Raw genomic sequence first — 23827 nt, forward strand, 5'->3', positions numbered from 1 at the left:
GAAGTGCAGGACGCAGTTTTAATTTTACAAGATGGCAAGTGCTTTTGGGGAAAATCAGTAGGTAAAAAAGGCAAATGCATAGGTGAGGTCTGTTTTACCACTGGTATGAACGGTTATCAGCATACTATAACTGATCCTTCTTTTGCCGATCAAATTATAACGTTCACTTTTCCTCATATTGGTAACGTTGGAATAAACCATAAGGATAATGAAGGAAAGAAAATTTTTGCAAGTGGTGTGGTTATGCGTGAACTTTCTTCTATGTCCCACCCTTCTTCATATATCAGTTTAAATGATTGGTTAGAGAAAAGTAACGTGATTGGGATATCAGGAGTTGATACTAGAGCTTTAACGAGACATTTGAGAGAACATGGATCTCAAAATGGAATGATATGCTCATCGAGTAAGGCGCATGCGTTGGACAAATTGAAGGAATACAAATCTGTAAATGGGATAGAAATAACCAATAAAGTCAGCTTGCATAGTAATTTTAAAAGTGACCTTAATGCAAAATATAGGGTTGTAATCGTTGATTTTGGCGTAAAAATCAGTATAATTTCACGCTTAATAGAACTTGGTTGTACAGTTGAATTAATCAGACCAAGCACAGGTTTTGCTCAAAAAGTGTTGAGTATGAATCCAGATGGGATAGTGCTTTCAAATGGTCCTGGTGATCCGCAAGAAATAGGAGAAAGTGTAGTTTCAGAAATAGACATTATTATAAAATCTAAAATACCAATTTTTGGCATATGCATGGGCCATCAATTACTTGCGATTACTTTGGGGGCAAAGACCATCAAGATGGATATAGGTCACCGAGGGAGTAACCATCCAGTTTATGATGTAATTAGTGGAAAAGTTGAGATCACTAGCCAAAATCATGGTTTCGTTGTTGATTCAGCTTCTCTTCTAAGTAATGTTGAAATTACTCACATTTCTCTATTTGATAATAGTGTAGAGGGAATAATGATGAAGGATTACCCAGTCTTTTCTGTGCAATACCATCCAGAAGAAGCGCCAGGTACGCATGATTCGCATTATTTGTTTAAACGTTTTATTGACAATATTGTGTTGTATAAAATGAAATCTGCGTGATTTTAATCAGGGTAGGTTTTATTGCTTGATTTTTTAATTTTAGGCGTTTAGTATTAAATACAATAAGAGCTTAAGTTAAGATGCTAAAATAGTATTCTCTTAACAAATTTTTGCGGAGGAGTGACCGAGTGGTTAAAGGTAACAGACTGTAAATCTGTCCGCGTGAGCGTACGTAGGTTCGAATCCTACCTCCTCCATTGTGCGGGTATAGCTCAATGGTAGAGCTCTAGCCTTCCAAGCTAGTGACGTGGGTTCGATTCCCACTATCCGCTCTTTTTTTTGTTGTATTTTTATAAAATCAACATATTATTTATTGATGTATTTGTATTTTAGGTAGAAAAGTTTAAATTATGACAGCAATAGTGGAAGCATTTGGAAAGCCGCATGTAAATGTGGGAACAATAGGACATGTGGATCATGGGAAGACAACGTTAACAGCGGCGATAACAAAGCATTATGGAAATTTTGTAGCGTATGATCAGATAGATAAGGCGCCAGAAGAAAGGAAGAGGGGGATAACGATAGCAACAGCGCATGTTGAATATCAGACGGAAAAAAGGCATTATGCACACGTTGATTGTCCTGGACATGCTGACTATGTAAAGAACATGATAGTAGGTGCAGCACAGATGGATGCGGCGATATTGGTAGTGTCAGGGGTTGATGGGCCAATGCCACAAACGAGAGAGCATATATTGCTGGCGAAGCAGGTAGGTGTTGGATATATCGTGGTGTATATAAATAAAGCTGATGTTGCTGATGCTGATATGATGGATTTAGTAGAAATGGAAGTGAGGGAATTGCTGAATAAATACGGATTTCCAGGGGATGAAGTTCCTGTGGTAGTGGGATCTGCATTGAAAGCGCTGGAGGATGACAGCAGCGAATATGGAAAGAAATCAATAGACAAATTGATGGAAAAGTTAGATGAATATGTAGCGGTTCCACCAAGGCCTGTGGATTTACCATTTTTATTGCCAATCGAAGATGTATTTTCGATATCGGGGCGAGGAACAGTGGTAACAGGAAGAATAGAGAAGGGAGAGATAAAGACGGGAGAAGAGATAGAGATAATAGGTCTGAAAGCGACGCAAAAGACGATATGCACAGGTGTTGAGATGTTTAAGAAGTTGCTGGATAAGGGAAGTGCAGGACTCAATGTAGGAATATTGTTAAGAGGAACAAAAAGAGAAGAAGTGGAGAGAGGGCAAGTATTAGCGAAACCGGGGACGATAACACCGCATAGAAAGTTTAAGGCGGAGGTTTATATATTAAAGAAAGAGGAAGGAGGAAGGCATACACCATTTTTTGCGAATTACCAGCCACAGTTTTATTTAAGGACAACAGATGTAACTGGGAGCGTAAAATTGCTAGATGGGAAGGAGATGGTAATGCCAGGAGATAATGTGAGTATAGAAGTAGAATTGCAAGTACCGATAGCGATGGATAAGGGATTGCGTTTTGCGATAAGAGAAGGTGGTAGAACTGTTGGTTCTGGTGTTGTTTCTGAAATTTTGGAGTGAGAGTAGTAACTAAGATGAAGCAAGATATATATATTAACATTAAGGCTTTCGATTGTTCTTTATTGGAGGAGTGTGTTCGAAAATTTGTTGATGAATTAAAGCGGTCCAGTGCAAAATTATCTGGTCCGATTGCGTTGCCAAGGAAAGATTCTAAATTTATTGTTAATAGATCTCCTCACGTTGATAAAAAATCTCGTGAACAGTTTGAAATGAGAACTTCTAGGCGTTTGATTGTTTTACATGATCTTACTCCTACTATGATGCAGATGCTTACAGATTTATCTTTTTCTGCTGGCGTAGAAGTGGATTTAAAAGTCAAGGAAGTTAAGGTTTAGGAGAAGGAAATGAAGAGAATAAATTCGCTGAGGAGAATTGGTTTACTAATGATGAATATTGGTCATACTGCTATGTATTCTGACAATAGTCGCATGGCTGTAACTTTATTGCATCTCAGCGAAACTTATATTATTGATATAAAAGGACAAGATAAATGTGGCTATAATTCAGTCATTTTAGGCACAGGAGATTTTAAAAATATAGCAAAACCTCAGTTGGAATATTTAAAGAAAAAGGGTATAAATAATAAATGTAAGTTATACGAAAGTAGATTAAATGACCTGTCGGGAATAGAATGTGGTAAAAAAGTGGGAATCAATCATTTTGTGGTTGGTCAATATCTTGATATTACGGGTTATTCTATAGGTAAAGGATTTGCTGGTGTGATGAAGCGGCATAATTTCAGTGGGCTTAGGGCATCTCATGGTGTTTCTATTGCTCACAGATCACAAGGTTCCACTGGCCAATGTCAGGATCCTGGTAGAGTATTCAAAGGAAAGAAAATGGCTGGTCATTTAGGTAACAGCAGGATAACTGCACAAAATATGAAGATATTATCCATTGATCATGAAAATAGTATAATTGCTGTGAAGGGTAATAATGTTCCTGGGTTTAAAAATTCCTATGTTTTTGTAAGAGATGCAGTTAAAAAATCTTTACATAAAGATGTTCCTTTTCCGGTAGGTTTACTGTTAGATGTAAATGATGATGCTAGTAATTTGGTAAGTTAGTTATGGAATGTAATTTAGTTAATCTATCTAATGATAATGTAGGTACTGCTCAGCTCAATCCTTTGATATTTTCTGCTAAGCAAAAATTGAGTATTTTGCATGATATAGTGAGATGGCAATTAGCGAAGAGAAGAGCTGGTACTCATAAAACAAAAGGTATTAGTGATGTCTCTGGTACAACAGCTAAACCTTATGGTCAAAAACGTACCGGTAGGGCAAGACAAGGGAGCTTGCGATCTCCTCAATTTAGAGGTGGTGGGATTATTTTCGGCCCTGTTGTGAGGAGTCATACTTATTCTCTTAATAAGAAGGTACGCAAATTTGGTTTAAAAATTGCTTTATCTCTAAAGTATTTAAATAATCAAGTAATTATTCTGGATAATTTAAATATTGATGTGAAGAAAACGTCTGAAATGTGTAAATGTATTAAAAATTTTAAATTTTCTTCCTTTTTGATAGTTGGTGATTATGGAGATGATTTGTTGCGTGCGGCTAAAAACTTGCACTATGTAGACTTAATCAAACCTATTGGGTTAAATGTTTTTGATATATTGAATCACGAATGCGTGATGTTGACAAAGGATACTTTAAAGCATCTTGAAGGTAGATTGTTATGATCAAATATAATAATATAATAAAATCTCCTATAATTACAGAAAAGGCCTCTTTTTTGAGGGAGAAGTTTAATAAATATTCTTTGTATGTTTTTGTAAATGTAAATAAGCGTCAAATAAAGTTGGCAATAGAGTCTCTATTTGATGTTAAAATTTCTTCTATAAATGTTGTTAGAATTAAGCCTAAATATAGGCGTTTTAGGGGTGTGATTGGTTGTGAAAAACAGAAAAAGAAAGTTTATTTTTCTTTGATGGATGGTCAAAAATTAGATATAATGAGCGTTTAGTATGGGTATGAAATTTTTTAATCCTGTTACTCCGTCTTCTCGTGGGACTGTGTTAGTAAGTAAAGTTGGTTTATCAAAAGATGAGCCAGAAAAGTCTCTTACATCCGGTAAAAAGTCCAGTGGTGGAAGAAATAATCATGGTAGAATTACAACTCGTCATAGGGGTGGTGGTCACAAAAAGAAGTATAGAGTGATAGATTTTAAGCGTAATAGAAGTGGTCAAGGTATAGTTGAAAAAATAGAGTATGACCCAAATAGAAGTGGGTTTTTGGCGTTAATATCATATAAGGAAGATGATATTAAGTCTTATATATTAGCTCCTCAAGGTATGAAGCCAGGTGATGTTGTTACAGCTGGGAATGATGCTGATATTTTGCCAGGGAATTGTTTACTACTCAAGCATATACCTGTTGGTTCTTTCGTTCATAATGTTGAGCTGAAGCCAGGTAATGGTGCTGCGATTGCTAGAGCTGCTGGTTGTTATGCACAAATCGTTGGTCGTGATGGCCAATATGTTTTATTACGACTCAGGTCTGGTCAAATTAGGTTGATTTTATCTTCTTGCAAGGCTACTATTGGTGTAGTATCTAACCCTGACCATAAGAATAGAAAGTTGGGTAAAGCTGGGAGAAGTAGGTGGCTTGGGATTAGACCTACTGTACGTGGAGTTGCAATGAATCCGGTTGACCATCCTCATGGAGGCGGGGAAGGAAAAACCTCTGGTGGTCGTCATCCTGTTACTCCTTGGGGTGTTGCAACAAAAGGAAAGAAAACTCGAAGGAGAAATAAATCTAGTGATAAGTATATAAAACAATTGAAAGGTTAGTTTATGAGTAGATCTGCATGGAAGCCTCCTTTTTGTCATCCTTCTATATTAAAGTCGGTGAATAATGCTTTAAACAAGGGGTTTGTTAACATGGCTATAAAAGTTCATTCCAGGGCTTCTGTAATTCTTCCTAATTGTTTAGGTTTAAAGTTTGCTGTTTATAATGGTAAGGATTACATTCCTGTGAATGTTAATGATCAGAATATGATAGGTCATAAGTTTGGTGAGTTTTCACCCACTCGTAAATTTACTGGGCATAGTGGTGATAAAAAGGCGACAAGAAGGTAATTGATATGAAAAACAGAGATGTAATAGTTAAAGCTGGTTCTAGGGTTTTAAAATCAACTCCTCGTAAATTGAATTTGGTTGCTGGTTTAGTACGTAATAAAAAAGTTTCTTTTGCCACTGTGCAATTAAGATTTTGTGAAAAGAAAGCTGCAGGTCTTATAAGGAAGGTATTAAATTCTGCGATTGCTAATGCTCAAAATTATGGATTGGATATCGATAATTTATATATAAAAGAAATTTTAATAGGTAAGTCTCTTACTTTGCGTAGGGTATGTCCAAAAGCTATGGGTAGAGCTAATAGAGTTAGTAAACGTTATAGTAATATAACTGTAAAATTGGGGGAAATTATATGATTCATAAAAATAGAAAATTAATAAGGAAAGTGCAAAAATATGGGAAACGTTAATCCTAAAGGATTTAGGTTAAAAATAATTAATACTTGGTCATCTATTTGGTATGCTGAGAAGGGTTATAAACAAGGGTTGCATCAAGATTTATCTATTCGCAGTTATATAAATGAATCTTTTAAGCATGCTGGTGTTTCTAAAGTAATTATAGAGCGTACGATCGATTTGGTATCTGTAATAATACATTCTTCTAGACCTGGAGTGATAATAGGTAAGAAAGGCTCGGATATTGAGAAGATAAAGCAAAAGATAGCTGAAAAAGTAAAAAATAATGTGGAAGTGAATGTAGTAGGGGTTAAAAGGTCTGAAATAGATGCAGTTTTAATATCAAACAGCATTGCACAGCAGTTAGAAAAAAGGGTTTCATTTAGAAGAGCGATGAAAAAAGCTATTCAAAGTTGTTTGAGGATGGGTGCTAGAGGTATTAAAGTAAGTTGTTCTGGGCGCCTTGGCGGAGCTGAGATAGCTCGTACTGAGTGGTATAAAGAAGGCCGTTTGCCTTTGCATACTTTACGTGCTAATATAGATTATGCTTTTGCTGAAGCAAAAACTATATATGGCATCATAGGAGTTAAGGTCTGGGTTTATATTGGTAACTAATTAGGTATATTGAAATGTTTATTCCTAAAAAAAGTAAATATAAAAAAGTATTTAAAGGACGAATTAAGGGTAACACGAAAGGTGGTAGCACATTATCTTTTGGAGATTATGGTCTAAAGGCTATGGAAGCAGGTAGGATTCAATCTAAGCATATTGAAACTGCAAGGCGTGTAATATCTAGAACATTAAAACGCTCTGGTAAAGTGTGGATAAGAATTTTTCCTGATACCCCTGTTAGTAAAAAGCCGGCGGATGTGCGTATGGGTAAAGGGAAAGGTAGTGTTGAGTTTTGGGTATTTAAAGCTAAGCCCGGTAGAATGTTGTTTGAAATTAGCAGTGATGTTCCCATGCATTTAGCAAGATTGGCGCTTGAAAAGGCAACTGCTAAGCTTCCTATGAAGTGTAAATTTGTATCTAATCATAATTAAATGGAGTTGCAATGGATATAGCTGACATTGAATCGAGGTCCTCGCAAGAATTGCATGAAATTCTTGTGAATTTGAGAAAAGAGTTTGTTAATTTGGTTTTTCAAAAGAAGCTGGGCCAGTGCAACAATATTTCGCGTTTTAGCTTAATAAGAAAGAGCATAGCTCGTATTTTAACTACATTAAATAAAAGAAGAAGAGAGGAAAAGAATGCCTAAAAAGGTTTTTTGTGGTACTGTAACTAAGGCTAAGTGTGATAAGACTGTAAAGGTTTCGGTATTACAAGTGTATAAGGATGAGCTGTATAAAAAGGTTATAAAAAAATACAAGAAGTATACAGCACATGATGAGAATAATAGTTGTAAAGAAGGGGACAAGGTTTTAATACAAGAACACAAGCCTATTTCTACTACTAAAAAATGGGTTATTGTTAATAGCTCACATTGAATAGGATATTTATATGATTCAAAAAAATACATTGTTGGAAGTAGCTGATAATTCTGGCGCGCGTGCAGTGCTTTGTATTGGTTTATTGGGTGGTAGAAAGTCTGCATCTATAGGTGACACAGTTATTGTATCTACTAAATCTATTACTCCAAGAGGGAAAGTTGAGAAGGGAAAAGTATATAGAGCAGTTGTGGTGAGGGTGAAAAGCCCTATTAGAAAATCTGATGGTTCTGTAATTCGTTTTTCTAGCAATGCTGTAGTTTTGATTAACGATCAAGGTGAACCACTTGGCACTCGGGTGTTTGGTCCGGTAAAAAAGTTATCATCTGGTTCTTTTATGAAGATAATGTCATTAGCTGTTGAGGTTTTATAATGAGTGCTAAAATAAAAAGTGGTGACGACGTTATAGTTTTAACTGGTAAAGATAAGGGAAAAATTGGTAAGGTAATCAAAGTTATAGCACGTGATGCTAAAAAGAAAGTAATTGTTTCTGGAGTGAATGTGCATAAGAGACATACTAAACCAAAAGCTGGTAGTAGTGGTGGTATATTAAATAAAGAGTTAGCTATTGATATATCCAACGTTGCAACATTGGACCCTAAATATAAAACTCCAACTAGAGTGGGGTTTAAGGTTATAGACGGTAGAAAAGTGCGTTTTGCAAAAGTTTCTGGAGAAGTGATAGATTAGGTTGATATGTTTAAAGAATTGTATAAAGATAGCATAGTAAAGTCCTTGAAGGATAAGTTTAATTACGGCAATATAATGCAAGTGCCTAAACTTGTCAAGGTGTGTATCAATATGGGCGTTGGAGATGCTGCTACAGATAGTAAAGCAATAAATGAACCACTTGATAGCCTATATTTGATTGCTGGGCAGAAGCCTTTATCAACTTTTGCAAAAAAATCTATTTCTGGCTTCAAGATCAGAAAAGGTGCTACAGTAGGTTGCAAAGTAACTTTGCGTAGAGATAAAATGTATGAGTTTTTAGAAAGATTGATATATATTGCTTTGCCAAGGGAAAAAGATTTTAGAGGATTTAGTGTGAAGCAATTTGACGGTAATGGTAATTTTTCCTTTGGTATAAAGGAACATATCTCGTTTTTAGAAATAGACTATGATAAAATAAGTAAAATTAGAGGTATGGATATTAATATTATAACAAGTGCAGTTAGTGATAAGGAAGCAAAGGAATTATTACTGGCTCTTAAATTTCCTTTTTTTGATTAATTGAGAGGAGAAATATATGGCAAAAAAATCTATGATAGAAAGAAATCTTCGCAGAATAAAGTTGTGCGATCAATATAAAGAAAAAAGAGAAAAATTGAAATCTATAATAAATAATAAGAATTTGTCTATTGTAGAAAGGTTTACAGCTCAAAATAAATTAATTAAAAAATTGCCTAGAAATTCTTCTAAAACCAAAATTAGAAATAGGTGTGCTTTAACTGGGAGACCAAGAGGAGTATATAGAAAATTTGGTTTATGTAGAATTGTTTTGCGTGATTTATGTTCTTTTGGGCAAATTCCAGGAGTTACAAAGTCTAGTTGGTAAATATAATATAAGGAGTATATTGTGGCGTTATCTGATAGTATTGGTGATTTTTTAACAAGGATACGTAATGCTCAATTGGCAATGCATAGGGCAACAAGGGTACTATTTTCTAAGATGAATTCTTCTATATTGGAGATTTTAAAAGAGGAAGGGTATATCCTTGATTATGAAAAGCAAGTTGTAGATAATTTACCTTCTTTCATTGTAAAATTGAAGTATTATGAGAAGTCACCTGTAATTAGTGACATAGTTAGGGTGTCAAAGCCTGGTTGTCGTCGTTATTCTAAGTATAAGGACATTTCTAAAGCATATAATGGTCTTGGTATTTTTATTATATCGACACCCAAAGGAGTGATGACTGATTATAATGCACATAAGTTAAAGGTTGGTGGAGAAGTTTTGTGTCGTGTGTTTTAAATAATAGGAGAAATTCATGTCTCGTATAGGTGCTGCTCCTATCAATATTCCTGCTGGTGTTTCAGTTGAATATAATAATGGTAGTATGTTAATAAAGAGTGCTAAGGCTGAAAAGGAAGTTAGCTTGATCAGGGATGTTGTGTGTCAGATTATTGATAATCAGCTATTGCTTTCTGTTGATCAAGATAAAGATAATTATGATAAAATAAAGCCTATGTGGGGCACTTATAGGAGTAATATTAATAATATCATTAACGGCATGGTTGATGGTTTTTCTGTTAATCTTGAGATTAACGGTGTGGGATATAAGGCAGAGTGTGATGGTAAGTATTTGACTTTATATCTTGGTTATAGCCATAATGTTAAATATAAAGTGCCTAAAGATGTTGAGATTAAGTGCATAAAGCCAACTCACTTAGTAGTTAGTGGTATGGATAAGCAGAAGGTCTATATGGTGGCGTCTGATATATGCAAAATTAGAAAATATGATCCTTATAAAGGTAAGGGTGTTGTAATAAAAGGCAAATTTATGCTGCGTAAGGTTGTAAGTAAAAAGAAGTAATAAAAATGAAAAGATCGTATAATTTTTTAAGTAATTCTGAAAAAAGGAAGTTACGTAATAGAGCGAAGCTTGACAAGAGCGCTGAACGTTTACGTATATCCATATTTAAATCTAATAGGCATTTTTATGTCCAGTTAATTAATGATGTAAAAGGAATAACTCTCACTTCAGCTTCTACTTTGGATGCTAAAATTAAGGATGTATGTAAAGGGAAAGTCAACGCTGAAACTATAAAACAGGTTTCTTCTTTAATGGTTGAGCGTCTGTCTGGCATGAAATTAGAGCAGCAGCTTACGTTTGATCGTGGAGCGTATAAATACACAGGATTAGTTTCTCAATTTGCTGAGGCTTTAAGAAGTTCTGGATTTGAATTTTAGAAGGTTTTGAATATGGCTATAAAGAATTTACAAAATAATAATGATTTATCAGAGCTTTTAGTTTCGGTACGAAGAGTGACAACGGTTACCAAAGGTGGTAGAAGATTTTCATTTTCAATTTTGGTTGTTGTTGGCGATGAGAAGGGTAGGGTAGGGTGTGGAATAGGTAAGCACGCAGAAGTTGCTGAAGCAAGAGTCAAAGCTGTAAATGCTGCAAAGAAATCAATGATTAGAGTGTACTTGCGTGAAGGTAGAACTTTGCATCATGATATTAAAGCTAAATTTTGTTCTGGTGAGATAGTTTTAAGAACCGCAAGAGCCGGAACAGGTATTATTGCTGGTGGAGCGATTAGATCAGTTTTTGAGGTGTTAGGTATAAAGGATGTGGTAGCTAAATCCACTAGATCAAATAATCCTCATAACGTTATATGTGCGGTGTTTAAGGCTTTTGATAGTATGTTATCTCCTCGTCAGGTAGCAAGCAAAAGAGGCAAAAAGATTAGCGAGATAGTTGGAAACAGGTAAAGTATGAATAATGCTGTAAAATTAAACTCTATATTTACTAAATTATCTAAGAAAAAGAAGCCTAAGTTGCTGGGTAGAGGTATCGGTTGTGGTAAAGGTAAAACATCCGGTAGAGGGCATAAAGGGCAGAAGGCTAGAAGTGGAGTTTCTATAAATGGTTTTGAGGGTGGACAACAGTCTATATATACTCGTTTGCCTAAAAGAGGTTTTAAGCCTATACGTAGGAGCATATACTCTATAATTAATGTTGGCGATATACAGCGCTTAATGGAAGCTAAAAAAATAGTGAAAGACTCTGTTATAGATAAGGAGAGGCTGTATAAATTAGGTTTTATAAAGTCTATTAAGGATAAAATTAAACTTCTTAATAAAGGTAAGTTGAGCGAAAAATTTGTGTTTCATGTTGATTTTGCGTCAGAAGCTGCAAAAAAATCTGTAGCTTCAGTTGGTGGTAGTGTGGAAATACTATCGTAAGTCATGGGCAATAAATCAGTATTTAATAGCTTGGATCCTACGTTGTTATATAAAGGCGATTTATTAAAGCGTATATTTTTTACGCTAATAGCTTTAATTTGCTATCGCTTGGGTACTTATGTGCCTATTCCTGGAATTAATCTTGATGTAATTAATGATATATTTCCCAAAGATGGCTCAGGCGTTTTTGGAGTATTTAATTTATTTTCTGGTGGTGCATTGGCTAGAATGACAATTCTAGCATTGAACGTTATGCCATATATAATGGCTTCTATCATTATTCAGTTACTTTCTTCTGCGATTAAAGGAATGAAGGAAGTTAAGAATGATGGAGAGTCAGGCCTTAGAAAGATGAATTCTTATATACGCTATCTGACCATAGTAATTTGTGTATTTCAATCAATTCCAATTTTGGTTGGATTGGAAGGGATGAATAGGGAAGGGGTATTGGTTGTAATCGAACCTGGTGTTATGTTTCGTACAATAGGTGTTTTCAGCCTTTTAGGTGGAACTATGCTTTTAATATGGCTTGGTGAACGAATCAGCGCTAGCGGTATAGGCAATGGTATCTCATTAATCATTTTCACGGGTATAATATCAGAGTTACACAGCGCTTTGTCATCTTTGTTAACGTTAAATAAAAACGGTAGCGTATCGTTATTTATTATCCTTTTTGTTTTGGTATTGTTTTTTTTGCTGCTACTCTTAGTCATTTTTGTAGAGTCTTCTTATAGAAAGGTTATTGTTCAACATCCTAAAAAGCAATTTAAAAGATTACATAATGACGATTTTACTTATATTCCATTGAAGATTAATTTATCTGGTGTAGTACCAACCATTTTTGCTAATGCAATTTTATTGACACCTATTTCAATTGCAAATTTCTATAAGGGGCACGCTTTTTCTGATTTTATTTTGAATTACTTTATGGCAAATAAAGTAGTATATATTGTAGCCTATTTGGTGCTGATAGTATTTTTTAATTTTTTCTATACCAATTTTATATTTAATCCAGAGGAAAACGCAGATTTTCTTAAAAAAAATGGTGGTTTTATACCTGGTAGAAGGCCTGGGAAACATACTTCTGATTACCTTCAAGATATAGTTTTTAAGTTGACATTCATTGGCTCTGCGTATTTGGTAGTCATATGTACTGTACCTGAAGTTATGAGATATTATTATGATATACCATTTATTTTTGGTGGGACGAGCTTACTGATTATAGTGAACGTTATTACTGATACTATTATGCAAATACAATCTTATATTTTTTCAAATAGGTACGACAACTGGATAAAGAAATATGAGTCTAAAACGAGGAAAGTAAGATGATCATTACGATTTTTGGTCCTCCAGGTTCTGGTAAAGGTACTCAGTCAAGCTTGTTAATAGCAAAATATAATTTAAAATTAATTTCAGTAGGGGATTTATTAAGGAATATTATATCTAGCAGTAGTGAGTTAGGTAAAAAAATAAAGGGTACCGTGGAATCTGGTAATTTAATTCAAGATGAAATTATATGTGGATTATTACGTGACCAGATTGCATTAGTGGATGATAATTGCTTATTAGATGGTTTTCCGAGAAATTTAAACCAGGCTCATTTTTTGACTCAAGTTTTGCAAGAAAAATATAATAGGGATGTTGACATTGTAGTTGAGCTGCAGCTTGACGATAATATTGCAATCGATAGGTTAAAAAATCGTCTCGCGTGTTTGGACTGTAAAAGCATATATAGTGTATCTTCTTTTAAGAGTACTACTTGTGCTAAATGTAAAAGTACGAGGTTAGAGAAAAGAATTGATGATGCTGATATGTCTGCAATTAATAAGAGAATAAGTGAATATCACCTTCAAATGAAAGGTTTACGCGAGTATTATAAAGGCAAATTATTAACAATTGACGCTAATTTGAGTGTTGATGAGGTAACGCAAGAGATTGAAAGTAAAATTTCTTGTAATTTGGTTTGACTCTGAGTTGTTTTATGGTATAAATTAAGAGTTGTTATTAATAAAGTATCGAGGTACCAGTGGCACGTATTGCAGGCATAAATATTCCAGTGAGGAAATGTGTTCCTTTTGCATTAACTTATATATATGGTATAGGTATTGCTACTGCGAATGTAATTTGTCACGCTTGCGAAGTTGATAAGCGCAAACGTGTTTCAGAATTACGAGATGAAGATATAGAAAAGATCAGCGGTTTCATTAGACAAAATTATGTTATAGAAGGTGAGCTCAGAAAAGAAGTGGCTATGAACATAAAATCTTTAGTGGAAATGGGATGCTATAGAGGGGTGAGACATAGAAAAGGTTTACCTGTGAGAGGGCAAAGGACTCATACTAATGCTAAGACTCGTAAAGGTAGATCTCGGTTGCCTATTGCTGGGAAAAAATAAAATTTATTATTATTGTGAGTTTTAATGAAAAAAGTCAAAAAGGTTAGTAAGAGTAAGAAGGAGTTTATTACTGGTGTTGTCCATATTCGTGCAACTTTTAATAATACTTTTGTAAATGTAACTGATGTTCATGGTAATACGCTATGTCAAACTTCTGTGGGTGCATGTGGTTTTTCAGGTTCGAGAAAATCCACACCTTATGCTGCAGGTAAGGCTGCGGAGTCTGCTGCGAAGAACGCAATGGAGAGATTTGGTATGAAGGTTGTCTCTGTAATAATTCGCGGTCCTGGCTTTGGTACCGAAGCTGCGGTTAAAGCACTTCAGAGCTGTGGGTTGACTGTGACTTCAATTGCAGATAAAACCGCAATTCCTCATAATGGGTGCAGGTTAAGAAAAAAAAGAAGAGTATAGGATATTTGAAAAGGTTGTTTTATGTATTATAATAATGATGTTTCTCTCTGTAGCAATTTAGATAAATTGATTAAACCTAGTTCAGTTAAGGTAATATCAGATGATTCAAGTGAAAAAAGTGATATAGTGCTAGAACCGTTGGAAAGTGGTTTTGCTTTAACATTAGGTAATGCATTAAGACGTGTAATGTTATCTTCTCTTAAAGGTAGTGCTGTTTATGGAATAAAAATTGAAGGTGTAACTCATGAGTTCACTTCAATTCAAGGGGTGAGAGAAGACGTAACTGATATAGTATTAAATATGGGTATGTTGAGGTGTAAATTAAATGGTGCTTCTAATAAATACTTAAATTTAAACGCTAAAGGGCCTTGCCAGGTATTAGCTGGGATGATAGAAACTGATGATCAATGCTCTATTGTTAATAAGGATTTATTAATATGTACGCTGGGGCAAAATGTAGAGCTTAACATGACCATATATGTGGCTAGCGGAAAAGGTTATCTTCCTGTAATTAAGTATAAAGAAAACGAACTTTTGAAGCTTATGAGTGAACAGGATTTAATTGGTTTTATTCCAGTTAATGCTTTGTATAGCCCTGTCAACAGGGTTTCGTACAGGGTAGAGAACAGTCGTGTTGGCCAAGTGACTGATAAGGATAAGCTGATATTGTCAATTGAAACTGATGGTACAATTTCTCCGAGTCAAGCTGTTGACTCTGCTGCAAGAATATTACAGGAGCAACTTCAGCCCTTTATTAGTTCTGATGTAAGTTATAAAAAATCGCAGGTTTCTTCGTCTAGTGGTGCTAAAGATTTGGGTTATGACCCTGTCTTATTGCGTAAGGTAGATGAAATGGAATTATCTGTCAGGTCTCATAACTGTCTGAAAAACGAAAACATCACTTATATAGGTGATCTTGTGCAAAAGACAGAAGGTGAAATGTTAAGAACTGCTAATTTTGGCAGAAAGTCTTTGAATGAGATTAAGGCAATTTTGACTAATTTTGGCTTGTCTTTGGGTATGAATGTGCTAAACTGGCCACCTAAGGATATAGATGAGTTGGCTAAACAACATACTGATGAAGATTAGGTGATATATGAAACATGGAATAAAAAAACGTAAACTATCTCGTTGTACTGAACATAGATTATCGACGTTAAAGAATCTATCTATCTCATTAATTAACCATGAGCAGATTGTAACTACTTTACCAAAAGCTAAGGAACTTCGTCCATATGTCGAAAAGTTTATTACAATTGCTAAGAATAAGAATACTTTACATGGTAGAAGACTTTTGCTTTCACGCCTTCATAATAGTAAGTTAGCAGTTGATAAGTTATTAAACGTCTTAGCCAGCCGTTATCAAGATCGTAAAGGTGGGTATTCTAGAATAATAAAATTTAGCACTCGAAAGGGTGATTGCGCTTCAATGGCAGTGATAGAACTGGTTGATAGGGATATTGCAGCAAGAGGTAAGGTTTATAGTAAAAATAAAGAAGGAGGCAAAGTAGTTACACAAAGTTAATTGTTATCATAGTTGTTCTTCTTGTGGTAAGTAGGTTACGCTACTTTGTAGGTTACTTTGGCGAGTTATTAGTTTTAGTATATTTAAAACTGAAATGGTATAATGTTATAAAACGCCGTTACCGTTGTAAGTTCGGTGAAATTGACTTAATTGTATCTAAAAAAAAGGAGCTGATTTTTATAGAAGTTAAAACAAGTTTACTTGGAAAAGAAATACCGATATCTCATCTTCAATGTCAGTCTATTATAAATTCTTCTAAGTATTTCTTAAGTAAAAACCTTAGTTTTTTAGATTATTCAGTCAGATATGATTTATATTTTCTTTCCTTAAAGAGAAGACCTGTTTATATAAAAAATGCTTGGATTGAAGAATGAAAGATTTGTAGCTGAATTAATTTAGATTTACTGGATTTAATATGAAAAAGACCCAATACAATAATTTAGTTTCATCTTACGCTAGAGTGCTATTTCATGTCTCAGGAAGCAGGTTAGGTATTATAAGGAAAGAAGTAGAATTTTTGTTGGCTTTTTTTAAGGATCAACGTGATGTTTTTGTGTACCTATCTCATCCTATGATTTCTTTTGCACACAAAAAAGAAGTGATGCTTTCTATAAATGAGCACTTGAGTGAGAATTTAGTAAAATTTATTATGGTTATATTTGCAAATAAACGCTCTAGTTTATTGATCCTTATATTAGAAAAATTCTTAAGTCTTGCAAGAGAAAATGAAAATGAATTCGAAATTACTATAAAGTCAGCAGAAACTTTAAAGGAATCTGATATAAAAATAATTACTGAATCTTTGAGCTTTCTTGGTAAAATAATAAAAGTAAGCAATGTGGTTGACCCTTCTATACTAGGTGGCTTCGTAGTTAGGTATGGTTTTAATTTGATCGATGCTTCGCTAAAAAGTTACTTGGATAGGTTAGTTGACTTAAGTAAAATGGAAATATTAAAAGTAAGGAATTTTGTATGAAGAACAGTATGAATGTTTCTGAGATAGCAAGTATAATAAGAGAAAAGGTTGAGACGTTTGATAATCCTATAAAGCGGGAAAATATAGGTGAAGTAATTTCAGTAACAGATGGTATCGCATTGGTTTATGGGCTGGAAAAAGCAAAATTCGGTGAAAAGGTATTTTTTGCAAGTGGTGTAGAAGGAATAGTTCTCGATTTAGATCATGATACGGCTGGAATAGTTGTGCTTGGTAATGACCGTGATGTGAAAGAAGGGGACGTTGTAAAATGTAGTGGTGATGTTGTGCAGGTGCCTGTAGGGCATGAATTGTTAGGGAGAGTTGTAAATGCGTTGGGCCATCCTATGGACGACGGTGGGGAAATTAGAGCCAAAAACAGAATGGATATAGAATCTAAAGCGCCAGGCATTATTGATCGTAAGTCTGTGCATGAGCCACTGCAAACAGGAATTAAAATTATAGATTTGCTAATTCCAATAGGTAGAGGGCAGCGTGAATTAATTATTGGTGATAGACAAATTGGTAAAACTACTATTGCGCTTGATACTATTATCAATCAGAAGAAGATTAACGATGAGGTAAACGAAAATCAAAAAGTTTACTGTGTTTATGTTGCTATTGGGCAAAAAATTTCAACAGTAGCAAAAGTGGTAAATAAGCTGAAAGAAAGCGGAGCATTAGAGTATACAACTGTAGTTGTGGCTAGTGCATCTGACTGCGCGCCTATGCAATTTTTAGCACCTTATGCTGGTTGCACTATTGGGGAATTTTTCCGTGACAATGGAATGCATTGTTTGATTATATATGATGATTTATCTAAGCATGCTGTGGCATATAGGCAGATGTCTTTATTGCTCAGACGTCCTCCTGGTCGTGAAGCTTACCCTGGAGATATATTCTATGTACATTCTCGCTTGCTTGAAAGAGCTGCTAAAATGTCTGATAAAAAAGGGCAGGGTTCTTTAACTGCTTTGCCAATTGTCGAAACTCAAGCTGGTGATGTATCTGCATATGTGCCAACAAATGTTATTTCAATTACCGATGGGCAGATCTTTCTTGAGTCTGAATTATTTTATAAAGGATTTCGACCTGCAGTAAATATAGGTTTGTCAGTTTCACGGGTTGGTTCTGCTGCACAACTAAAGTCTGTGAAGAAAGTTGCTGGTTCTATAAAGCTAAGCTTAGCTCAGTATAGAGAATTAGAAGATTTTGCAAAATTTGGTTCTGATCTTGATGCTAGTGTTCAATTATCCTTGAATAAGGGTAAATATCTTGTCGAGTTATTAAAGCAAAAACAACATTTACCTATGTCAATAGAAGAGCAAGTAGTGCTGATGTATATTTTTTCTAACCTATATAATCAGTTAAGTAAAATACAAATAAGTTACATTAATAAATTTGAACATGATCTTATTAATTATTTTCATACTGTACACCCTGGGGTTTTAAAAAAGTTGTCAAATGACATGAGTGATGATATAAAAGGTGATATTTTTAACATTGTGAGTAATTTCGTTACTCAATTTAATTGCGTTTAGGTGGTGATTATGGCTTCATCCATTATTAATAAATTTCCTATGACGAGGGAAGGTTTTGAGAATATGCAAGCCGAACTTGAAAAATTAAAGGAAGAAAAACCTTCTGTGATACAGGCTATTTCTGATGCTCGTGATCAAGGTGATTTGTCTGAAAACGCAGAGTATCATGCAGCACGGGAAAGGTTAGGTTTTATTGAAGGCCGTATAATGGAGATAGAAAGTAAGCTCTCACATGCGGAAGTAATAGAAGTAAAAAATTTGTCTGGTGATTCAGTAATGTTTGGTGCAACTGTGACATTAAGCATGTTAAGTGATAATAACGGTGAAGTGGAATATGTTTATAAGGTTGTAGGCGAATATGAAGCTGATGTTTCAAAGCAGTTAATATCTACTAGTTCACCACTTGGGAGTGCCTTAATCGGCAAAAAAGTCGGTGAATATGTGGAAGTGACAGTGCCAAATGGAGAGAAATTGTATAAAATAGTTAAGATTGAATTTAAGTAAATTATTATGGTACAGGCCACTTATGCTTCAATGAGTCTACCAGGTATTTCTTCTGTGGAAGATGTATTAGAGGATGCTCGTTCCGGTAAATTATTCATTTTAGTTGATGATGAAAATAGAGAAAATGAAGGCGATTTGATTGTCTTAGCTGAGAAAATAAAGCCGGAACATATGGCTTTTATGGTTAGGTACGGTACAGGGGTTGTTTGCTTAGCAATGACTAAATTTCACATGAAAAGGTTGGGCCTTAATTTCATGGAAAAGAAAAATATTGGTGAAAATCATACCGCATTTACTACATCAATTGATGCACGTTATGGCATTACAACCGGTGTTTCAGCAGAGGATAGAACGAAAACTATACATGCTGCTATCAACAAGGATGGTACTCAGGATGACATCATAACTCCAGGTCATGTTTTTCCTGTAATTGCACATAAAGGTGGGGTGGCACAACGTGCTGGTCATACTGAAGCGAGTGTTGAAATGGCGAAGTTAGTAGGGTTTGATCATTCAGCAGTTATTTGTGAATTAGTGAATGATGATGGCTCTATGATGCGCTTACCTCAGTTACTTAAATTTGCTGAACAACATAAAATTAAGTTAACTACCATCGACAAACTTATCAGTTACGTTAAAAATTTAAACTAGCGTTTATAAATTTGTATAATTTAAGTGTTAAAATATAGAATTTCTATAAATTATACAAGCACAGAATTTTCATGTTTAGAGTTGCTAAGTTTTTGACCTTATTGTTCTTTTTTGCATATTGTAATAATGCTTACTCTATTAACATTATTAGAGATAGTGAAGTGGAAGCAATAGTGAAAGAGCTAGCGCAACCTTTATTTTCTGCTGCGGATATTGATCATGAGCAAATAAAAGTTTTTATAATTAATGACAATTCGATTAATGCTTTTGTAATTAACAATAACAGTATTTTCATTCATTTAGGACTTTTACAATATTCGGCTAAACCTTATGTCCTGCTTGGTATATTAGCACATGAGATTGCTCACATATCTGCTGGTCATATATTGCAAATGAGTAGTGCTATGGGTTATTTTCAATCGATAGCAATGATTAGTTATATGGTAGGATTAGTTTCTAGTATTATCATTAACCCTCAGGTTGCTGGTGCAATTTTGCTTAGTGGTGTAGCGTTTAGTTCAAGGCTATTTTTTAACTATTCTCAAGAGCAAGAAAGTGTAGCAGATAGCTATGCTTTAAGGTATCTTGATGAATCTGGCTATGATAATTCAGGTATGAAAGAGATTTTTGATTATTTTAAAAGTATTGAGCATGAGAACACCGAGGAATATTTCCGCACTCACCCACTTAGTGAGAAACGTATATTTGCTGTACAAAATTATAAGGTTAAAAACAACGTAAAACCAATTTTTGCGGATAAGTTACTAAAGTTTGAGCGTGTGGTTGCCAAGCTAGACTCTTTCTTTGCTCCTATTCATGTGTTATCTAATAAATATGAAAATAATTCTGAGTATGTAAATGCTATAGTTTGCTATAGGCAAGGAAAGATAGAAGAGGCTATTGCTAAAATGAATTCATTGATTCAAGAGTCACGCAATGACCCATACCTATATGAATTAAAAGCAGAAATGCTATACAAAGCTGGAAACTTAAGTGAAGCAATAAAAATGTATGAAGAATTGCTTAGGTATTTATCTGAGAAAAACAGTTATTTAGTGAAACTTGCATTATCTCATACTTTATTATTACACGGTGATGCAAAAAAGGCGATTTTTTACCTGGAGCAGATTTTGAATGTAGAACCAAATAACGCTTTTGTCTGGAAATATTTAAGCATTGCATATAAATGTGACGCTGATACGGCAATGCATTATTTTGCTTTGACAAAAAAGGCTTGTATTGAAGGTAATTCAAAGCAATTTATGAAATACGCTGAGTTAGCTGTTAAAACTCTACCAAAGAATAGCCCTTACTTGTTGCAAATTGAAGATATGAAGCGGTTTAATGGATAACAAAAAAGCATTTCTGCACTTTTTGGATTATTTTTGTCCACACTTTTCCAACATAGTTTTTGCTTCATCGCTTACGTTGGGCATAATTTTCGTTATGATAGTTTTAGCGCCAAAAAATACACCACAGAACATGCCAAGAGCAAAGAGGGCTGGCCACGGCATCCTGCCAAATATTGCAAGCAAAGCTGCACCAATTATTACTACCGTCATAAGTGGACCGCCTATCCCCCAAACATAACCAATAATATTGCATATTACTTTAGTTGTGTCATCCATATCAGGGTCAGCTGCATAACCTGAGAAAGAGAAAAGCAATACTACGCAAAAAACACTAAAAAATTCCATTATAGAGCTCATTTTTTTGCCTCTAAGTAATAAATTAACGTAAACCTAAACCTACACATTTTTTATTTTAAAGTAAAAATTATAATTTGTCCATACATAAGTGTTGCTACATAAATAACCCACCATTAATATTGAGCACATGCCCTGTTATATATTTTGCTTCATCACTTGCTAAAAACAAGACCCCTGCTGCTATTTCTTCCCCTGTTCCCATTCTTTTCATTGGAATATTATCTAATATTTTTCCCTTTTGTCCTTCATTTAAAACTTCAGTCATTTTAGTATCTATAAATCCAGGAGCAATACAATTTACTGTTATATTACGACTTGCAACTTCTTTTGCTATAGATTTGCTCATAGCTATTATTCCAGCTTTAGACGCTGCATAATTTGCTTGCCCGGCGTTTCCTGTCAGCCCTATTATTGAGGAAATATTTATAATTCTTCCCCAATTATTCTTAATTAGTTTCCTGCATGCTTCTCTACTCAGCTTAAATGTAGAACTCAAGTTAATATCAATTACTTTTTGCCATGTTTCATCTGTCATTCTCAATAATAAACTGTCTTGCGTAATGCCCGCGTTGCATACAAGCCCGTCAAAGCCTTCCATCAACTCACTTGCTCTGTTTACTAGTTGATTTACTTCCTCAGCATTTGATAAATCACAAGGGAGTACATGCATGTTTTTTTCATATTGTTTAGCAACTTCTCCGAGCACTTCTTTTTTTGTGCCAGAAATACATAAAGTTGCTCCGGCTTTGTGCATAATTTTTACAATTGCTTGCCCTATTCCGCCTGATGCGCCAGTGATCAGGAACTTTCTGCTTTCCAATCCAAACATAATAACTTTATATTATCTTAATTCCTAACAGAATATTGACTGGTTGGCAATAGATTTCTTACATAATATAAGTAACTCAGATATTCACAAAATAAAGAAAAAGTTATAATAAGGTTAAACGTCAAAAAATTTTAAAAACATAGTTGATGCAGGAATTGTTACTAAATAGTTTATTCTGGTGCTCTACAGTCTAAATGGAATGCTTAAATTATAGATTCTTTGTTTTTGTGTGTTATCTTGAGTTAACACAAATTCACAGTAGTATTATGATCAGTAAGTTAAAAAAGCTTAGCACTGGATTTTCTTTGACAGGCTTGATTGGCCATAGTGATAATATAAATATGCAAGGAGCAAAAAATAAAAAGAAGAAGTACCCAAAGTTTTTGGATAAGACGTTCGCATTGATTGATGCAGTGATAAATTTTATTTTAAAACGCGAAAGTAATAACGTAAATGAAGTTCTGAGAGTAACATGGGGACCACTATTTTTTGGTCTGGTAGTAATACTTATCTTTTTTGGGATAGGTGGTATTTGGTCGGCTATAGCTCCAATTGACGGTGCGGTGCATGCAAGTGGAGAAGTTATTGTATCTTCAAATAGAAAAATAGTTCAACACTTGGGCGGAGGAATAATAAGCAAAATTTTAGTAAAAGAGGGTCAAGCAGTTAAAAAAGATGAGCCTCTAGTTTTGTTGAGTGATGTTAACGAGAAGGCGAATTTAAGTATCATCAAAGAGAAGCTCTTATCATTTTTAGCAACAGAAGCAAGGCTTCTTGCAATCAGAGTAGATTTGGACACGCTCGAGTTTCCTGATGAGGTTAAAAAATTATCTCACGATGAACTTGTAAATAAAGCGATAAAGAATCAAGTAAAGTTGTTCAACTCTCAGAGAAAGAGCATATTGGGAAAAACAGACATACTGCAACAACGTATAAAGCAGTTAAATGATGAATTAGCGGGGCTAAACTTTCAACTAAATGCAGCTCATAAGCAATATGACTTGATAACTGAGGAGTTGGAAACAAAAAGACAATTACTTGATAGTGGCCATATAAGCAAACCACACATTTTAGCTTTAGAAAAGCAGTTTGCTGAAATTGAAGGCAGAGTTGGACATTACCGTTCTGCAATATCTCAAGTGCAGCAAAAAATTGGAGAGAACGAATTAGAAATTATAAACGTGAGAAATGATTCTCAAGAAAGAGCAAACGCTGAACTTAAGGAAGTTAGTACGTCTATTGCAGACTTGAAAGAGAGACTGATGGTTGCTGAAGATTCATTAGCACGTACAATAATTAAATCGCCTCAAGATGGGATAGTCACAGATATAAGATACCATACTGAAGGTGGTGTTATACAATCTGGAGTTCCGATCATGAGCGTAGTGCCATCGGATGATGACCTAATAATAGATGCTAAAATTCAGACCAGAAACATAGAAGAGATACTGTCAGCACAAAAGAAAGATAGCAACATAGTCTCTATTGATGGGCTAGAAGGGCTAAAGGTTAAAGTTCGTTTAAGTGCTTACAGTGCACGTCGTTTAAGTTTAATTAATGGTATAGTAAGCAATATTTCTCCCGATGCCCTTGATGATCCAAGGCTAGGGCGTTATTATTCAGTACGTGTAGTGATACCAAAACCAGAGCTTGCTCAGTTTAAAAACGTATACCTATACCCTGGTATGCCAGCAGAAGTGTACATAGTTACTCAATCTCGTACTCTTTTATCATTCTTGTTTACGCCTATAATTGCAACAGTCGATAGGTCTTTTATAGAAAGGTAGCTCACTCGTT

At 34.6% G+C, this 23827-nt stretch carries 37 protein-coding genes and 2 tRNA genes; 37 read left to right on the forward strand and 2 right to left on the reverse strand.

From position 1 onward, the window contains the following. Nucleotides 1-3 precede the first annotated feature (3 nt). The 36 genes from carA (at nt 4) to OPR52_RS03300 (ending at nt 20844) form a co-directional block, all read left to right on the forward strand. On the forward strand, nt 4-1095 hold the full coding sequence (carA, locus tag OPR52_RS03125; protein WP_265038418.1) for a glutamine-hydrolyzing carbamoyl-phosphate synthase small subunit: 1092 nt from the start codon (nt 4-6) through the stop codon (nt 1093-1095). A 114-nt stretch (nt 1096-1209) separates the two neighbouring features. Then, nucleotides 1210-1292: transfer RNA gene (locus OPR52_RS03130), tRNA-Tyr, on the forward strand. Between the two features lie 4 nt (nt 1293-1296). Beyond that, nucleotides 1297-1367 (forward strand) — tRNA-Gly (locus OPR52_RS03135). Nucleotides 1368-1445: 78 nt separating this feature from the next. Then, on the forward strand, nt 1446-2618 hold the full coding sequence (gene tuf / locus OPR52_RS03140; protein ID WP_236514841.1) for an elongation factor Tu: 1173 nt from the start codon (nt 1446-1448) through the stop codon (nt 2616-2618). Nucleotides 2619-2632: 14 nt separating this feature from the next. After that, entirely contained in the window at nt 2633-2953 is a 321-nt protein-coding gene (gene rpsJ / locus OPR52_RS03145) for a 30S ribosomal protein S10 (protein ID WP_265038419.1), read from the forward strand. A 9-nt stretch (nt 2954-2962) separates the two neighbouring features. After that, nucleotides 2963-3685 carry a 50S ribosomal protein L3 gene (rplC, locus tag OPR52_RS03150; protein WP_006279218.1) on the forward strand — a complete coding sequence of 241 codons (723 nt, stop codon included), beginning with the start codon at nt 2963-2965 and terminating at the stop codon, nt 3683-3685. A 2-nt stretch (nt 3686-3687) separates the two neighbouring features. Further along, nucleotides 3688-4302, forward strand: coding sequence for a 50S ribosomal protein L4 (rplD, locus tag OPR52_RS03155; RefSeq protein ID WP_012673183.1), 615 nt, complete (start codon nt 3688-3690; stop codon nt 4300-4302). Then, nucleotides 4299-4586, forward strand: a complete 288-nt coding sequence (locus OPR52_RS03160) for a 50S ribosomal protein L23 (RefSeq protein ID WP_015589144.1) — start codon at nt 4299-4301, stop codon at nt 4584-4586. Before rplD ends, OPR52_RS03160 begins: the two co-directional genes overlap by 4 nt. 1 nt (nt 4587) lies before the next feature. Beyond that, the gene (rplB, locus tag OPR52_RS03165) at nt 4588-5412 is read left to right on the forward strand and encodes a 50S ribosomal protein L2 (RefSeq protein ID WP_015589143.1); all 825 of its coding nucleotides are present in this window, start codon (nt 4588-4590) and stop codon (nt 5410-5412) included. 3 nt (nt 5413-5415) lie between these two features. Further along, on the forward strand, nt 5416-5700 hold the full coding sequence (rpsS, locus tag OPR52_RS03170) for a 30S ribosomal protein S19 (protein ID WP_006279181.1): 285 nt from the start codon (nt 5416-5418) through the stop codon (nt 5698-5700). Between the two features lie 5 nt (nt 5701-5705). Then, a complete protein-coding gene (gene rplV, locus OPR52_RS03175; protein ID WP_007549821.1) occupies nt 5706-6053 on the forward strand; it encodes a 50S ribosomal protein L22 in 348 nt (115 codons plus the stop codon). Nucleotides 6054-6092: 39 nt separating this feature from the next. Next, entirely contained in the window at nt 6093-6707 is a 615-nt protein-coding gene (gene rpsC, locus OPR52_RS03180) for a 30S ribosomal protein S3 (RefSeq protein WP_010962753.1), read from the forward strand. Between the two features lie 14 nt (nt 6708-6721). After that, nucleotides 6722-7135, forward strand: coding sequence for a 50S ribosomal protein L16 (rplP, locus tag OPR52_RS03185; RefSeq protein ID WP_010962752.1), 414 nt, complete (start codon nt 6722-6724; stop codon nt 7133-7135). 11 nt (nt 7136-7146) lie between these two features. After that, nucleotides 7147-7350: a 50S ribosomal protein L29 gene (gene rpmC, locus OPR52_RS03190; protein ID WP_006279350.1), complete on the forward strand. Its 204-nt coding sequence runs from the start codon at nt 7147-7149 to the stop codon at nt 7348-7350. Next, a complete protein-coding gene (gene rpsQ / locus OPR52_RS03195; protein ID WP_007549925.1) occupies nt 7343-7579 on the forward strand; it encodes a 30S ribosomal protein S17 in 237 nt (78 codons plus the stop codon). The genes rpmC and rpsQ overlap by 8 nt, the downstream gene beginning before the upstream one ends. 13 nt (nt 7580-7592) lie before the next feature. Beyond that, nucleotides 7593-7952: a 50S ribosomal protein L14 gene (gene rplN / locus OPR52_RS03200; protein ID WP_006279348.1), complete on the forward strand. Its 360-nt coding sequence runs from the start codon at nt 7593-7595 to the stop codon at nt 7950-7952. Continuing rightward, nucleotides 7952-8269, forward strand: a complete 318-nt coding sequence (gene rplX / locus OPR52_RS03205; protein ID WP_006279347.1) for a 50S ribosomal protein L24 — start codon at nt 7952-7954, stop codon at nt 8267-8269. Before rplN ends, rplX begins: the two co-directional genes overlap by 1 nt. A 6-nt stretch (nt 8270-8275) precedes the next feature. Beyond that, nucleotides 8276-8809, forward strand: a complete 534-nt coding sequence (gene rplE, locus OPR52_RS03210; RefSeq protein ID WP_010962750.1) for a 50S ribosomal protein L5 — start codon at nt 8276-8278, stop codon at nt 8807-8809. 16 nt (nt 8810-8825) lie between these two features. Next, nucleotides 8826-9134 (forward strand): 30S ribosomal protein S14, encoded by a 309-nt coding sequence (gene rpsN / locus OPR52_RS03215; RefSeq protein WP_006279345.1) that lies wholly within the window; start codon nt 8826-8828, stop codon nt 9132-9134. Nucleotides 9135-9155: 21 nt separating this feature from the next. Next, nucleotides 9156-9551 carry a 30S ribosomal protein S8 gene (gene rpsH / locus OPR52_RS03220; RefSeq protein ID WP_007551150.1) on the forward strand — a complete coding sequence of 132 codons (396 nt, stop codon included), beginning with the start codon at nt 9156-9158 and terminating at the stop codon, nt 9549-9551. A gap of 16 nt (nt 9552-9567) precedes the next feature. Continuing rightward, on the forward strand, nt 9568-10113 hold the full coding sequence (gene rplF / locus OPR52_RS03225) for a 50S ribosomal protein L6 (protein ID WP_007551152.1): 546 nt from the start codon (nt 9568-9570) through the stop codon (nt 10111-10113). Nucleotides 10114-10118: 5 nt separating this feature from the next. After that, entirely contained in the window at nt 10119-10490 is a 372-nt protein-coding gene (gene rplR / locus OPR52_RS03230; protein ID WP_006279867.1) for a 50S ribosomal protein L18, read from the forward strand. 12 nt (nt 10491-10502) lie between these two features. Further along, on the forward strand, nt 10503-11015 hold the full coding sequence (gene rpsE, locus OPR52_RS03235) for a 30S ribosomal protein S5 (protein WP_010962748.1): 513 nt from the start codon (nt 10503-10505) through the stop codon (nt 11013-11015). Between the two features lie 3 nt (nt 11016-11018). Continuing rightward, the gene (gene rplO / locus OPR52_RS03240) at nt 11019-11489 is read left to right on the forward strand and encodes a 50S ribosomal protein L15 (protein ID WP_006279863.1); all 471 of its coding nucleotides are present in this window, start codon (nt 11019-11021) and stop codon (nt 11487-11489) included. Nucleotides 11490-11492: 3 nt separating this feature from the next. After that, on the forward strand, nt 11493-12821 hold the full coding sequence (secY, locus tag OPR52_RS03245; RefSeq protein WP_265038420.1) for a preprotein translocase subunit SecY: 1329 nt from the start codon (nt 11493-11495) through the stop codon (nt 12819-12821). Continuing rightward, a complete protein-coding gene (locus OPR52_RS03250) occupies nt 12818-13459 on the forward strand; it encodes an adenylate kinase family protein (protein ID WP_077188177.1) in 642 nt (213 codons plus the stop codon). Before secY ends, OPR52_RS03250 begins: the two co-directional genes overlap by 4 nt. A gap of 59 nt (nt 13460-13518) precedes the next feature. Beyond that, nucleotides 13519-13887: a 30S ribosomal protein S13 gene (gene rpsM / locus OPR52_RS03255; protein ID WP_010962745.1), complete on the forward strand. Its 369-nt coding sequence runs from the start codon at nt 13519-13521 to the stop codon at nt 13885-13887. A gap of 24 nt (nt 13888-13911) precedes the next feature. Next, a complete protein-coding gene (gene rpsK / locus OPR52_RS03260) occupies nt 13912-14298 on the forward strand; it encodes a 30S ribosomal protein S11 (RefSeq protein ID WP_265038421.1) in 387 nt (128 codons plus the stop codon). A 21-nt stretch (nt 14299-14319) separates the two neighbouring features. Continuing rightward, nucleotides 14320-15387, forward strand: coding sequence for a DNA-directed RNA polymerase subunit alpha (locus tag OPR52_RS03265; protein WP_265038422.1), 1068 nt, complete (start codon nt 14320-14322; stop codon nt 15385-15387). A 7-nt stretch (nt 15388-15394) separates the two neighbouring features. Then, nucleotides 15395-15823 carry a 50S ribosomal protein L17 gene (gene rplQ, locus OPR52_RS03270; RefSeq protein ID WP_007550873.1) on the forward strand — a complete coding sequence of 143 codons (429 nt, stop codon included), beginning with the start codon at nt 15395-15397 and terminating at the stop codon, nt 15821-15823. A gap of 23 nt (nt 15824-15846) precedes the next feature. After that, nucleotides 15847-16197: a YraN family protein gene (locus tag OPR52_RS03275; protein ID WP_012673177.1), complete on the forward strand. Its 351-nt coding sequence runs from the start codon at nt 15847-15849 to the stop codon at nt 16195-16197. Nucleotides 16198-16238: 41 nt separating this feature from the next. Next, nucleotides 16239-16799: an ATP synthase F1 subunit delta gene (gene atpH / locus OPR52_RS03280; RefSeq protein WP_010962742.1), complete on the forward strand. Its 561-nt coding sequence runs from the start codon at nt 16239-16241 to the stop codon at nt 16797-16799. After that, nucleotides 16796-18337: a F0F1 ATP synthase subunit alpha gene (gene atpA / locus OPR52_RS03285; protein ID WP_012673176.1), complete on the forward strand. Its 1542-nt coding sequence runs from the start codon at nt 16796-16798 to the stop codon at nt 18335-18337. Before atpH ends, atpA begins: the two co-directional genes overlap by 4 nt. Nucleotides 18338-18346: 9 nt before the next feature. Next, on the forward strand, nt 18347-18841 hold the full coding sequence (gene greA, locus OPR52_RS03290) for a transcription elongation factor GreA (protein WP_007549342.1): 495 nt from the start codon (nt 18347-18349) through the stop codon (nt 18839-18841). 6 nt (nt 18842-18847) lie between these two features. Then, entirely contained in the window at nt 18848-19492 is a 645-nt protein-coding gene (gene ribB, locus OPR52_RS03295; protein ID WP_007549343.1) for a 3,4-dihydroxy-2-butanone-4-phosphate synthase, read from the forward strand. A 71-nt stretch (nt 19493-19563) separates the two neighbouring features. After that, nucleotides 19564-20844 (forward strand): M48 family metalloprotease, encoded by a 1281-nt coding sequence (locus OPR52_RS03300; RefSeq protein WP_265038423.1) that lies wholly within the window; start codon nt 19564-19566, stop codon nt 20842-20844. A gap of 27 nt (nt 20845-20871) precedes the next feature. Here OPR52_RS03300 and OPR52_RS03305 read toward each other — a convergent pair whose 3' ends face one another. Next, nucleotides 20872-21201, reverse strand: a complete 330-nt coding sequence (locus OPR52_RS03305) for a TrbC/VirB2 family protein (RefSeq protein WP_155968336.1) — start codon at nt 21199-21201, stop codon at nt 20872-20874. A gap of 94 nt (nt 21202-21295) precedes the next feature. Next, nucleotides 21296-22030: a 3-oxoacyl-[acyl-carrier-protein] reductase gene (fabG, locus tag OPR52_RS03310; RefSeq protein ID WP_265038424.1), complete on the reverse strand. Its 735-nt coding sequence runs from the start codon at nt 22028-22030 to the stop codon at nt 21296-21298. A 266-nt stretch (nt 22031-22296) separates the two neighbouring features. Between fabG and OPR52_RS03315 the strand changes: the two genes are divergently transcribed. After that, nucleotides 22297-23817: an HlyD family type I secretion periplasmic adaptor subunit gene (locus OPR52_RS03315; protein ID WP_264722810.1), complete on the forward strand. Its 1521-nt coding sequence runs from the start codon at nt 22297-22299 to the stop codon at nt 23815-23817. Nucleotides 23818-23827 lie beyond the last annotated feature (10 nt).

This window comes from Wolbachia endosymbiont (group A) of Hylaeus communis, assembly GCF_947251915.1.
Taxonomy (GTDB): domain Bacteria; phylum Pseudomonadota; class Alphaproteobacteria; order Rickettsiales; family Anaplasmataceae; genus Wolbachia; species Wolbachia pipientis.